Annotated in this window: 13 protein-coding genes and 1 riboswitch; of the genes, 8 read left to right on the top strand and 5 right to left on the bottom strand. The window is 42.8% G+C overall.

Features of this window, described 5'->3' with window-relative positions; genetic code table 11:
* Positions 1–26 precede the first annotated feature (26 nt).
* The gene (locus MHH65_RS15715) at positions 27–896 is read left to right on the top strand and encodes an ROK family protein (protein WP_034280908.1); all 870 of its coding nucleotides are present in this window, start codon (positions 27–29) and stop codon (positions 894–896) included.
* Between the two features lie 69 nt (positions 897–965).
* On the top strand, positions 966–1,811 hold the full coding sequence (locus tag MHH65_RS15710; protein ID WP_041115677.1) for an aldo/keto reductase: 846 nt from the start codon (positions 966–968) through the stop codon (positions 1,809–1,811).
* A 39-nt stretch (positions 1,812–1,850) separates the two neighbouring features.
* Here MHH65_RS15710 and modB read toward each other — a convergent pair whose 3' ends face one another.
* From modB to MHH65_RS15690, 4 genes are all read right to left on the bottom strand, one after another.
* A complete protein-coding gene (modB, locus tag MHH65_RS15705; protein WP_065215167.1) occupies positions 1,851–2,516 on the bottom strand; it encodes a molybdate ABC transporter permease subunit in 666 nt (221 codons plus the stop codon).
* Positions 2,516–3,295 (bottom strand): molybdate ABC transporter substrate-binding protein, encoded by a 780-nt coding sequence (gene modA / locus MHH65_RS15700; protein ID WP_046313201.1) that lies wholly within the window; start codon positions 3,293–3,295, stop codon positions 2,516–2,518. The genes modB and modA overlap by 1 nt, the downstream gene beginning before the upstream one ends.
* 115 nt (positions 3,296–3,410) lie before the next feature.
* Positions 3,411–5,261: an LTA synthase family protein gene (locus MHH65_RS15695; protein ID WP_098677561.1), complete on the bottom strand. Its 1,851-nt coding sequence runs from the start codon at positions 5,259–5,261 to the stop codon at positions 3,411–3,413.
* Between the two features lie 123 nt (positions 5,262–5,384).
* Positions 5,385–5,870, bottom strand: a complete 486-nt coding sequence (locus MHH65_RS15690) for a metal-dependent hydrolase (RefSeq protein ID WP_098677562.1) — start codon at positions 5,868–5,870, stop codon at positions 5,385–5,387.
* Positions 5,871–6,041: 171 nt separating this feature from the next.
* On the opposite strand from MHH65_RS15690, the gene MHH65_RS15685 reads away from it, so the two are divergent.
* The 3 genes from MHH65_RS15685 to MHH65_RS15675 all read left to right on the top strand — a co-directional run bounded on the left by MHH65_RS15685 (position 6,042) and on the right by MHH65_RS15675 (position 8,797).
* Positions 6,042–6,470: a MarR family transcriptional regulator gene (locus tag MHH65_RS15685; RefSeq protein WP_034280901.1), complete on the top strand. Its 429-nt coding sequence runs from the start codon at positions 6,042–6,044 to the stop codon at positions 6,468–6,470.
* 81 nt (positions 6,471–6,551) lie between these two features.
* Entirely contained in the window at positions 6,552–6,695 is a 144-nt protein-coding gene (gene sspJ, locus MHH65_RS15680) for a small acid-soluble spore protein SspJ (protein ID WP_024423454.1), read from the top strand.
* A gap of 324 nt (positions 6,696–7,019) precedes the next feature.
* A riboswitch (Lysine riboswitch) is annotated at positions 7,020–7,198 on the top strand.
* Positions 7,199–7,390: 192 nt separating this feature from the next.
* Positions 7,391–8,797 carry an amino acid permease gene (locus tag MHH65_RS15675; RefSeq protein WP_034280899.1) on the top strand — a complete coding sequence of 469 codons (1,407 nt, stop codon included), beginning with the start codon at positions 7,391–7,393 and terminating at the stop codon, positions 8,795–8,797.
* 40 nt (positions 8,798–8,837) lie between these two features.
* Here MHH65_RS15675 and MHH65_RS15670 read toward each other — a convergent pair whose 3' ends face one another.
* Positions 8,838–9,776: an iron-hydroxamate ABC transporter substrate-binding protein gene (locus MHH65_RS15670; RefSeq protein ID WP_065215169.1), complete on the bottom strand. Its 939-nt coding sequence runs from the start codon at positions 9,774–9,776 to the stop codon at positions 8,838–8,840.
* A gap of 259 nt (positions 9,777–10,035) precedes the next feature.
* Here MHH65_RS15670 and MHH65_RS15665 point away from each other — a divergent pair, with 259 nt between their 5' ends.
* From MHH65_RS15665 to MHH65_RS15655, 3 genes are read left to right on the top strand one after another with little or no spacing between them, the layout of a single operon-like run.
* Positions 10,036–11,088: an iron ABC transporter permease gene (locus MHH65_RS15665; RefSeq protein WP_065215170.1), complete on the top strand. Its 1,053-nt coding sequence runs from the start codon at positions 10,036–10,038 to the stop codon at positions 11,086–11,088.
* The gene (locus MHH65_RS15660; RefSeq protein ID WP_065215171.1) at positions 11,089–12,111 is read left to right on the top strand and encodes an iron ABC transporter permease; all 1,023 of its coding nucleotides are present in this window, start codon (positions 11,089–11,091) and stop codon (positions 12,109–12,111) included.
* Positions 12,112–12,131: 20 nt separating this feature from the next.
* Positions 12,132–12,947, top strand: a complete 816-nt coding sequence (locus MHH65_RS15655) for an ABC transporter ATP-binding protein (protein WP_061110081.1) — start codon at positions 12,132–12,134, stop codon at positions 12,945–12,947.
* The last annotated feature ends 118 nt before the right edge of the window (positions 12,948–13,065 follow it).

Genomic DNA, 13,065 nt, shown 5'->3' with positions numbered 1-13,065 from the left:
AAGAGAACAAGCAGGGGGGATCAATGATGGCGTATTATGGGGCAATTGAAGCTGGGGGTACAAAATTTTGTTGTGCAATCGGCAATGAGCATGGAGACATCTTAGAGGAAATGACGATTCCGACAGAGCACCCGGAGAAAACAATACAAAAACTCATTCCATTTTTTGAGCAGCATGACATTGCAGCATTAGGGGTTGGCTCCTTTGGACCCATTTGTGTTCAAAAGGATGATCCTTCATACGGTTATATCATGAACACGCCAAAAGTGGAGTGGAAGCATTATCCGTTCATTCCTGAGCTTGAGAAGCAATTAGGTGTCCCAGTATCTTTTACAACCGATGTCAATGCCGCAGCACTAGGTGAATTAACAAAGGGGGCAGCCAAAGGGCTAAGCAGCTGTTTGTATATCACGGTCGGTACAGGCATTGGTGCGGGAGCTGTTGTGAAAAATGAGCTTCTACACGGCCATTCACATCCTGAGATGGGACATATCCTTATCAGACAGGATGAATCGGATTCGTTTGCAGGTATCTGTCCGGCACATGGAAATTGTTTAGAAGGACTGGCAGCTGGACCAGCGATTGAGAAAAGGTGGGGGAAACCTGCCAAAGAGCTTACGAAGGAAGAAGCGGTTTGGTCACTTGAGGCGGATTATTTAGCGCAGGCGCTTATGCAGTACTCGCTCATTTTAAGCCCAGAGCGCATCATCATGGGCGGAGGCGTCATGAAGCAAAAGCAGTTATTCCCACTAATTCGTGAGAAGCTGGCTGCTTATGTCAATGATTATGTGGACCTGCCGCCGCTTGATACATACATTGTCTCCCCTGGACTTGAGGACAAGGCTGGCATGACAGGTGCGCTGCTCTTAGCCATCGAAGCGAAGAGAAACGCCTGATAATAGAGTTTTGAAGTACAACATGAGATAATGAAAGAGATGGAATCTATAAAAAAGGTGGTTGTTAAAATGGTCAAAAGCTTGAATGATACCGTAACATTGAATAACGGAGTTGAAATGCCTTGGTTTGGTTTAGGTGTATTCAAAGTGGAGGACGGCAATCAAGTGGTAGATGCCGTAAAAGCAGCCATACGAAACGGATATCGCAGCATTGATACGGCAGCTGTTTATAAAAATGAGACAGGCGTAGGAAAAGCGATTAAAGAATCTGGCGTGAAACGAGAAGACTTATTTATCACATCTAAAGTATGGAACACAGATCAAGGCTATGACAAAGCGCTTGAAGCGTTTGACGCAAGCTTAAACCGATTAGGTCTTGATTACTTAGACCTCTATTTGATTCATTGGCCTGGACCAAATGCAGATACATTTAAAGACACATGGCGCGCACTTGAGAAGCTTTATAAAGACGGGAAAGTCAGAGCCATTGGAGTCAGCAATTTCTACATTCAGCATTTAGAAGAGCTGTTAAAAGATGCTGAGGTTGTTCCAGCTGTGAACCAAGTTGAATTTCATCCGAAACTGACACTTGTTGAACTGCGTCAATATGCAAAGGAAAAAGGCATTCAAATTGAGGCATGGTCTCCGCTGATGCAAGGGAAGCTATTAGATCATGAAGTATTGAAGGACATTGCTGCACGCTACAACAAATCTGTTGCTCAAGTCATCTTGCGCTGGGATCTGCAAAGCGGTGTTGTGACAATTCCTAAATCAATCAATGAAGAACGCATTAAACAAAATGCAGACATCTTTGACTTCGAGCTTTCCAAAGAAGACATGGAAAAAATCGATGCATTAAACAATAACGAACGCGTCGGCTCAAATCCAGAGACAATGACGGTTGGGTTTGAATAAATAATAAAATCCTCTTTCTTATATGAGAAAGAGGATTTTTTACGTACTGCTTCGGCGCACAGCCAAGAGCATGATAAAAGATAAGATCACAATACAAATCGTCCAGGCCCAAGCGAGCTCCATTCGTCCAGAATCAATCGCCACATAGATAGCAGTTGGGAGAGTTTGCGTTTTTCCTGGGATGTTGCCGGCAAACATTAAGGTCGCCCCGAATTCCCCAAGGGCTCTGGCAAAGCTGAGGACGCTGCCTGACAAGAGGGAAGGCAGGGCAAGTGGTACTGTAATATAGGCAAAGACTTGGAATGAATGAGCACCATCTACTTTTGCAGCCCCTTCAATATCTGACTCAATCGTAGAAAATCCAGCTTTTGCTGATTGATACATAAGCGGGAATGCCACAACCGTTGATGCAATTACCGCCGCCCACCATGTGAAAATGACCGGCTGGTGGAAGATCCATTCAATCACGCCTCCGATCATGCTATGCCTTCCGAATATGACGAGCAATAAAAACCCTACAACCGTTGGCGGGAGGACAAGCGGCATCATCAAGAGTGTTTCTACGATCATTTTCCCCTTAAATGATGTTCGCGCCATCCAATAGCCAATCATTGTACCAAAAACAGTTGCCAGCAGCCCGCTCACAACGGCAACTTGCACGGACAGCCAGATGGGAGATAGAAATTCTTCAGTCAGCATGGGCATTATGTCACTTGAAAGCCGTACTTTTTAAAAATGGATTTGGCTGCTTTTGATTGTAGAAATTGAAAAAAGGACTTGGCTTCCTCTAAATGTTCTGTCCCTTTTACGATCCCTACCGGGTAAATGATCGGGGAATGCATGTCCTGATTGGCTTCAGCCGCAATCTTTACTTTTTTGGAAACGAGGGCATCTGTCTTATACACAACACCTGCTTCCACATTTCCTGTTTCTACGTAGCTTAAAACCTGCCGTACATCCTTGCCGTACACAGTATTCTTTTTCACTTGATCCCAGATGTTCAGTTTTGTAAAAATCTCTTTGCCGTATGTACCAGCAGGAACGGATTCAGGGGTGCCAAGAGCAACCTTTCCTTTTATGTGCTCGACATCTTGAAAGCTTTTAATAGAGGAAGAGTGATCTTTTGGCACAATGAGCACAAGCTCATTTTGGATGGCATCCTTGATAAAATGTTGATCGATGTCTCCAGATTTCACAAGCTCATCAAAGGGCGCTTCAGCTGCAGAGAAAAAGAGATCCGCCTTTGCCCCTTGCGCAATTTGCTGCTTCAATGCGCCGGATGACCCGAAATTATTTGTTAATGTCACATTCGGATGCTCATCGTTAAAGGCAGATTCAATTTCTTTAAGTGCATCCTGAAGACTTGCCGCAGCTGAAATGACAAGCTCTGTTTTTTTGGTTGTTGTATCCGATGACTTCATCTCTGTTTGACACCCGCTCAGGAGCAAACAGATGGCGATGAAGGCGAAGAACGTATACTTCATGTTCACACCTCTTATTATTCAATATCATCTGTATCCTTTATTATAAGCAAACTTATTTGACCATTCATAGGCTTTCAGTAAAAAGAGAAAAGAAAAAGCCGCCAGAAGGCGGCTTTTATTGCTGATAAAAACGGAGCAAATTCCCATTGATCACTTTGTCTGATAAGGAAAGCTCTTTATTGGCTTTTTCGATATAAGGCTGACACACCTCATCCTGTTCAACAGGTTCTTTTGTTTTTTGATCATAGCAGGTGTTCTTTGTATAGAGATAATCATCTGTAATAAAGTTCCCGTTTCTCAAAACAGCAAAAGGCGTCCGTTCGTTTGAAAATAAATCATTGCCAAATTGAATGGCATCCTTCGTTTCAATACCGAGTAAGTGCAGGAGTGTCGGCTTCACGTCGATTTGCCCAGCTGTTTCAGAGATTGTCTGCGGTGCTTGATCTGTGACTCCCGGAATGTAAATCAAAAAGGGAACACGCTGCAATTTCACAGCATCATACGGTGTAATCTCATCTTTTTTGAGCAGCTCTGCCATTGCCTGATGATGTGCCTCGGAGATGCCATAGTGATCTCCCATGAGAACAAACATTGTATTGTCATACAGTCCTTCTTCTTTCATACGGTCAAAAAAGTTCTTAATGGCTTCATCCTGATAGCGGACGGTCGTCACATAGCGGTTTAAAATGGCGCTGGACGAATCATATTCATCAATCAATTGATCCTTTGGATCAATTTCAAATGGAAAGTGATTGGTCAAGGTAATGAACGTGCTGTAATAAGGCGCCTTCAACTTTTTTAAATAATCAATGGATTGGTCAAAGAAGTCGATATCCTTTAAGCCCCAGCCAGTTGAATTCTGTTCATTGACCTGATACGAATCGACATCATAAAAGCGGTCAATCCCAAACGATTCATACATCACATCACGATTCCAAAACGTTTTATTATTCGCATGAAATTGGACGGATTGATAGTTCTCTTTTTTCAACTGCTTGTATAACGTGTCGTATTCGTTGTCACTAGCTGTGAAAAAGACAGCGCCGCTGCTAGATGGATAGAGGGAATTTGCGACAATAAACTCTGAATCCGACGTCTTTCCTTGCTCAGTCTGCTGATAAAATTCATCAAAATAAAAACTCTTTTTAGCGAGTTGATTTAAAAAGGGGGTGATGTATTGTCCATTCACCTTTTGATCAACGACAAATTGCTGGGTTGATTCGAGTGAAATGAACACAACGTTCTTGCCTTTAGCAAGTCCAAAATACTCTTCGTTTGGTGCACTGTAATCAGCCTTTGTGTAGTTTGCTACGGTTGAAAGTGTATCTTCATCTGCAAAGGCTTTTTGTCCAATACGCGCTGTTTGGGCAGCGCCGTCATACAGGTGGAACTGGAACAGCCCAAGGTTTCGTACAATCACTTCTCGATCATAGGAGCTTGTCAGAAAGCGAGGGTGATCCAGCATGGCTGAACTGACATGAAACAATAGAAAGCTGCAGCACACGGCATAATATGTTTTGATCGTCTTGAAGGAGGCCTTTGGCGCTAAAGGTTTGCGCTTTAACAGCCAAGCCAGCACCACGAAATCAATGAGCATCAGCAAGAACAGCGGGTGGAATAATTCTGTCATACTGCTGCCCATATCTCCCATGTTTTTCGCTTGGAATAATACAGGGATCGTAATGAAATCAATATAAAATCCATAAAAAATCGTATTCGATATGAGAATCGCCGTCAAAATCAAATTTGCGGTCAATAAAAAAACCTTTTGCTTAGTTTCATTTAAAAAAAGAGCAATCCCAAACAAGGGGAGCAAAAAGCTAAGTGGATTGATCAAAAGCAGCCATTCATGAAACAGATTGGCTGTTCGTATGTGAAATCCGAATTGATAAATGATGTATGTTTTCATCCACATGAAGAGGATGGAGTACACTAAAAACCAGTGATCTTTGAAAAACGCTTTCATTTATGTAGCTCCTCACCATTCTGTATTCAGCTGCAAGGCAAAAACACTTATCTTAAACCTACTAAAAAAATGAGGAATGATCAATTCATATCCTGTGTTTTTCGGAAATCTCTTTTTGATTCATTAGAATGGGATGGATATGCCGCAGATAACAGCGATGTAATAGCAGATAACGACGGTAAGAGCAGCCAGTACGACTTGTTCTCCTGCGCTGCCTGTTTTGACATAGAAGGGAAGACGCACTTTAATGGAAGCTGGAAATAAAAATTTAATCCCGTTCACTGTTCCTGCATCCAGGATGAGATGGCTTGCCATCCCGACTAGTAAACCGATACTTAGGCTGTCATTTGGAATGTATGTGGTCGCTAGAAAATAAATGATCAGCAAAAATAATAAACTGTGTGTAAACGTGCGATGACCGAACACACTGCTGATCAGTGCCGAGAGCAGCGGGAATTTTCTGCCGATTTTACTTTTTGTATGGCAAAGGTCAGGGATCAGGGCACCTGCTGATCCAGCAGCAGCCATTGTCACTGGGTCGAATCCATAATAGTAGGCAACGGCTGTGGAGGCGGCAATTCCGCCCATGATGTGTGTTTTTCCTGTCATGATGCGTACTCCTGTTCTATCTTAGTTCAAGTACTCACTATATCAAGGGTGAATTCATTCAGCAAGGCTTATTTTCTAAAGAAAAAGAGGCCAAAAGGGTTGGCTGAATGGAAAAACATTCTATAATAAGGGGGAAGTCATGTTGATACTAACGATAAGGATGCGATTCGGATGGGTAATGCAGACATTTTAAAAGAAATTGTTCTTGTACATTATGAAGTCAGCCGTAAATTAAACCGCAAGTTACTTGAGTTAGAGAAAGACATCACGCCCCCGCAGATATATGCTCTTTCTATTTTGATACAAGGAAAAGTATCACATGCTGAAGAGCTGAAGCAAAGACTCTCCTTAAACCCTGGTGCAGCCTCTATTGCGCTCAATAAATTATGTGAGCAGGGTTATATTCAGAGAGAACGGGACAAGGACGATTCATCACTTGTTCGTTTAGAAGTCACGGAAAAAGGGATGGCGATTTATGAAAAGCATACACGTCTTTTCGGAAAAGTGATTCAGCATATGATGTCAGACTTCACAAAGGAAGATTTAAAAACCTTTCTGTCGTACTTGCAAAAAATGAGACAGACCTTTCATGATGATTGAGCCTCTTCCCTTGAATAAGTCTGAGCGCTGTAGCACAAATTAAACAGGCAATCGCATTTTATGAAAAGGGAGGAAACAGCGATGTCATTTTTCCAAAAGGATAAAAAGGCGAAAAGTGAGAAAAACCATCAGCAGGTAGATCAGCTGTTAGAGGAAGCAAGTAAAGAGCTAGCAGGCGACCCGCTTCAGGAAGCTGTACAAAAGAAGAAAAACAACCAACAATAAGCAGGTAAAGGGCAGAGAAACAGTTCTCTGCCTCAGCGCGCGGACAAACCCTCGCATTCGGTGTCAGGTCTGCGCTCCGGTGCTCACGAATGTCAAATTCGCTCCGCTCCGGTGCTCGTCCTTCCTAGGGCTGCAAAGGTTTTCTATCACGCTGAAAGAAGGAAGACAAAGAACTAAAATAAAGATTATTTTAGCCCTTTGTCAACAATCAGGGGCAGAGAAACACTTCTCTGCCTTTTTTCTATGTTTTTCCCTTTGACAGATGTGAGAATGTTTGATAACCTTCGTGTAGTAAAAATGAATAGAAATCCTCACGCTATGTCTCAGTGAGGTAGAGGTTGCGCGGATGATGAGTCACTCATAGGAGAGATGGAATCGTAGATCATGAGAAAAAAGGCATCAGCGCCGAAGTGTAAAGAGAGCTCCAACTTTCTTTATGCTGGGTCTGCATTGAATAAATGCAGGACTGCCACGTCTTTAAAGCGTGGAGGGCTATCCGGAGATCAAGGTGTATGTTTTGAAAAGCATGGACTTTTGTTCAGGCTTTTTTTTATGTTCTGAGTAACAAAAATAAGGGTATGCTGTTAAAAAGGTAATCCATGATGAACATAAAGAATGCAAGTCATTGCTTCACAAATATATCAATGAAGATACTGCCGGGTCTGGTCCAAAGTGAATAAAACGGAGGTACGGAAATGGAACAGACAAAAAAATGGGGTTTTTGGTTATTGACGGCCTTTGTCGTCGGAAATATGGTAGGTTCAGGCATCTTTATGCTGCCAAGTACGCTTGCCCAGCACGCCAGTCCTTTAGGTGTGACGATGGCATGGCTTGTCACAGGCGGCGGTGTGCTGATGATTGCGCTTGTATTTGGGCATTTGTCCATTCATAAGCCGCAGCTGACGGCTGGACCACAAAGTTATGCAAGGGCGCTTTTTAAAGATCCGAAAAAAGGGAAAGCGGCCGGTTTTACAATGGTTTGGGGATATTGGGTGGCAAGCTGGATTAGTAATGTCGCGATTATTACAAGCCTTGCTGGTTATTTAACGACTTTTTTCCCTATTCTCACCGTGAAGACTGAGGTTTTTACCTTTGGAAAAGAAGCGGTCACACTTGGCCAGCTCATGACGTTTATCGTATGTACTCTTCTTCTATGGGGAACACATACCATTTTAATCACAAGCTTAAGTGCTGCGAGTAAATTGAATTTTATTACGACCTTTTCGAAGGTGCTTGGATTTGTCCTTTTTATTGTTGCGGGATTATTTGCTTTTCAAACGGCATTATTTGAACATTATTACTTCCCGGTTGAAACAGGCGGGGAAGGAGTGCTCGGACTTGGAGGCCAAATTCATCATGCGGCTATTTCCACACTATGGGCATTTATTGGGATTGAATCAGCTGTCATTTTATCAGGAAGAGCATCCTCACAGCGTGATGTGAAACGTGCGACGATTACAGGTCTTTTAATCGCACTTTCGATCTACATGATTATCACATTGATTACAATGGGCGTTCTGCCGCATGATCAATTGCAAGGCTCTGACAAACCATTCGTGGATGTGCTTCAGCTTATTATTGGGCCGGCTGGCGGAATTGTCATGGCACTGCTGGCGATTATTTGTTTGTTTGGTTCGATGCTTGGCTGGATTTTACTTGGTTCAGAAGTACCGTATCAAGCAGCAAAGGCTGGTGATTTTCCAGCAGTATTTGCAAAAACAAACAAAAAAGGAAGCCCTGCTTTCGCTTTGACTGTTACAAATATTATGTCACAGCTGTTTATCTTCTCTGTGATGTCACGTACGATTAATGAAGCTTTTACCTTTTTAACCACATCAGCGACACTTGCGTATCTTATTCCGTATATTGTGTCTTCCATCTACAGCTTTAAGGTCATCATGCAAGGTGACACATATGAGCTTCAAAAAGGAAATCGAACAAGAGACGGCATCATTGCACTTGTTGCGATGGGGTATTCGGCTTGGGTCATTATTTCAGGAACAGCCGACTTGAAAACTTTTGGTCTTGGAATCGGTCTATTCTTAGTGGGTATTTTGCTTTATCCATTCATGTCAAAAGGATTTGCCAAAGAAACGGTATAAGATAAGGAAGACGTTTCTCCAGAGATGGAGAAACGTTTTTTTATGACGCAGATGTCAATCGGTCCACAATGAACTCTAGCTGACCTTCTAGTGACACTGGGTCATTAAAGAAGTAACCGACGGGATCTATTTCAAATACACGTTTATTTTTGACGGCAGGAAGTGATGTCCAAATGCTGCTTTGATAGACTTGGTCACCATTACTTTTTGAACCGCTCCATGGACCTGTGAAAATATAGTCGCCTGCGAATTCTGGCAGCTTCTCAAGAGAAATGTTTGCATAGCCGACACCGCTGTCGATCGCTTCTTTTTTGACGGCTTTCGGTGCTTTTAATTTCAGCTCGTCATAAATGATTTCTCCCCCGCGGCCAAAGGTGTTTCCAAAGATATAAATACCTTTATCAAATGGCGATACGATCGAAACCGTTTTGCTGCCGACAGCTTTTGTTACCTTTGGTTTCACCTCAGCAATTTTAGTATCCCATTTCGTGATCCATTCTGTTGCTTTTTTTGGTGTACCTGTCATTTTACCGAATTCTTTTAGCTGGTCTTTGAAGGAATATTGGTTGTATTTAACCGCTACAGTTGGGGCGATTTTTTTGTATTGATCAAACTTCTCGTCTTCTCCCCATGCAATAATCATATCTGGCTTCAAAGCGGCTACCTTTTCGACTGATGGGTTCCTTCCGAGATTCTTCACTCCATCTGTTTTCCCTTTATAAAAAGGGTTTTTAAAGATGGGTGATGTCGTAGCAACCGGCGTCTTGCCGAGTGTGACGAGGTCCCCGTAATAGCTTTCTGCAAGAAGCACTATTCGCTTCGGATTTTTCGGAAGCTTCACTTCTCCTTTGGCATCCTGATATGTGATCATGTCATTCTTTTTCGCTGCAGATTGTTTATTTGAAGTGCTGCCGCAAGCGGCTGTAAAGATCATAAGGATGGATAAAGAAATCAAAAGAAATCCAGTTCGTTTTTTCACAAAAATTCTCTCCTATTCACTTTTCCTTGATAATGATTCTCATTTTCAATTTTATCGTACCATGATAGGAATAAAAATGCATCGGCTAATTTAGAACCAAAAGAAAAATGATGAAATTCTCACAGTTTTTTGCGGAAAATAAAGAAATTTATCAGAACAGTGATTTCAAAAAGAAAAGAAAGTGATATACTAGACTTCGAGATTGATAATCATTATCACTAATAGAGAATAGACATGAACGGAAAGGAAGAGACTGGTTTTGGGCTCACAATCGAATAAACAGCTGCCAGCCAGAGATGATACGATCGATATTGTCACGAAGCCTTTTGGAACAGCAGCTGTTATCATCATAGGAATGATCGCTTTAGCATTTGGTCTTTTTTTATCAGTATCATTAGGAGCGGCAAACATTCATCTACAGACTGTATGGGAAGCCGTTTTTCATTTTGATCCACATCAAACTTCACATCAAATCATTCGGGAATTGAGGCTGCCGCGTACAGTTGGAGCTGCTCTCGTCGGTGCCTTTTTAGCCGTATCAGGTGCCATTATGCAAGGAATGACGAGAAATGCGCTTGCGTCACCTGAGATTATGGGTGTGACAAATGGTTCCGCATTTGCGATTGCCATTGCACTAGCATTTTTCCCTGGCCAATCTTCTTTTACATTAATTCTTTGGTCATTTGTTGGAGCCGCACTCGGTGCCTCTATTGTATTTGGTGTTGGTACTATGTCAAAAGGGGGGCTGACTCCTGTAAAGCTCGCACTAGCTGGTACAGCGGTTGGAGCACTTTTGAGCTCCATCTCCTCAGCCATTGCCATCCGTTTTGACGTCGCTCAAGATATGAGCTTTTGGTATGCTGGCGGAGTGGCAGGTGTGAATTGGAGTAACATTCATATCATCATTCCAGTTGCCATTGCAGGACTAATCATTGCAATGATCCTTGCCCGTTCGATCACGGTTTTAAGCTTAGGTGAAGAACTGGCGAAAGGGCTTGGACAGTATACGAAAACGGTCAAGGTGCTTGGTATAGTGGTTGTTATTCTTTTAACGGGTGCTGCCGTGTCGGTAGCAGGCTCTATTGGTTTTATTGGGCTTGTGATCCCTCATGTCACTCGGTTCTTGGTCGGAGTGGACTATCGCTGGATTATCCCATGCTCCGCTATCTTAGGGGCCACATTGTTAATTTATGCAGACATTGCTGCAAGGCTGGTCAATGCTCCGTTTGAAACGCCAGTCGGTGCCATTACGGCGATTATAGGCGTTCCTTTCTTCTTATACTTAGCTAGACGTGAAAGGAGCGGGATTTAAATGGAAATGGTGCAGCAAGCAAAGAAAAAGAAATATCAACGAACGATGCTCATGATTTTTTTCGCGATCGTAGCTGTGTTTCTCATTAGTTTAAATACCGGAGAAATTCGGATCTCTCCGATGGATACATTGAAAACACTTTTTGGATTCGGAAGTGAAATGGATGAACTCGTATTATTCGAGTTCAGGCTTCCAAGAATGGTCATCGCTTTACTTGTCGGCGCTTCTATCGCTGTATCAGGAGCGATTTGGCAAGGTGTTTCTCAAAATGGTTTAGCTGACCCAGGTATTCTTGGTGTCAATGCCGGTGCAGGCTTTGCCGTTGTGCTATTTATCTTTGCATTTCAAGGCACGATGACAAATTTAGGTGATCTTACAATTTTTATACTGCCGCTTTTCGCGTTCGTAGGTGCAGGCTTTGCTGCATTTCTCATCTATGTGTTAGCGTGGAAAAAAGGCATCACACCTGTTCGATTGATTTTAACTGGTATTGGTGTGAATGCTGCGTTTTCAGCAGCAATTGTGGTCATCCAGTTGAAAATGAGCCCAAATGATTTTAACCAAGCTATCGTGTGGTTATCTGGAAGCATTTATGGCTCGAGCTGGACGTATGTCCTATCTGTTCTGCCATGGATGCTGATTTTCCTTATATTAGCGCTTGTCAGATCACGCTACTTAAACATTATGAATTTAGGTGATCAGCTGTCCTATGGATTGGGCATTTCTGTTCATAAAGAAAGAAGTCTTCTCATGCTGATTGCCGTTGCATTAGCAGGTGCGAGTGTTGCTGTTGCAGGAAGTATCTCTTTCCTAGGATTAGCCGCACCGCACTTAGCTAGAAAGCTTGTTGGGCCAAAGCATCAAGGAATGATACCGGCCTCCGCGCTGGTTGGCGCGCTGTTATTATTACTGGCAGATACAATTGGCCGCGTCATCCTTGCACCATCAGAAGTGCCAGTTGGCCTTGTCGTTTCTGCTTTAGGCGCACCTTACTTCATTTACTTATTGATGAAATCGAACTAATGAGGAAGGAGAGACAACATATGAAATCGCTCGAAACAGAAAAGCTTTGTATCGGTTATCAAGACCGTTTGATTGTAGAAGATTTGAATGTCAGCATCCCAAAAGGCAAGGTGACAACACTGATTGGACCGAATGGCTGCGGGAAATCAACCATTTTAAAAACGATGTCTCGTATTATGAAGTCCAATCGAGGAGCTGTTTACTTAAATGGCAAGGCTATCCATGAGACGCCGACAAAAGAAATTTCAAAACAAATGGCGATCTTACCGCAAACGCCCGAAGCACCAAGTGGATTGACAGTGTATGAGCTCGTGTCATATGGACGTTTCCCGCATCAAAATGGGTTTGGCCGTTTATCAAATGAAGATAAACGAATCATTAGGTGGGCACTTGAGGAAACGGGAATGATTGCTTTTCATGATCGGCCAGTTGAAGCACTTTCCGGCGGACAGCGTCAGCGTGTATGGATTGCGATGGCACTTGCCCAGGAAACAGAGCTGCTCCTATTAGATGAACCTACGACGTATTTGGATCTTGCACATCAGCTCGAGATTCTTCAGCTGTTAGAACGCTTAAATAGAGAGCAGGGCCGAACTGTGTTGATGGTCATCCATGATTTGAATCATGCGGCGCGTTTTTCACATTACATGATTGCCCTCAATCAAGGGAAAGTCATAAAAGATGGTACGCCTCATGAGGTCATGACCAAAGATGTACTCAGTCGGGTATTCCATATTGATGCAGAAATTGTGCTTGATCCAAGAACGAATAAGCCGATCTGTTTAACCTATGACTTAATGAATCATGAACGAAAGCTAGAAGCTGTGAATGGATAATAGATGTAAAGGAACCCGGTGCAGCTGCCGGGTTTTTTTGCATGTTTGAAACTTCCTCGTGCTGCCATTTTCTCCAGTTGATATTTTTTCGCTTTTATGCGGAAAAGAGGTACTTTTT

The organism is Bacillus sp. FSL L8-0654 (assembly GCF_038629965.1).
GTDB lineage: Bacteria > Bacillota > Bacilli > Bacillales > Bacillaceae > Bacillus > Bacillus safensis.
The sequence above is the reverse complement of the archived record's forward strand: the minus strand, read 5'-3'. Positions and strand labels throughout refer to the sequence as shown.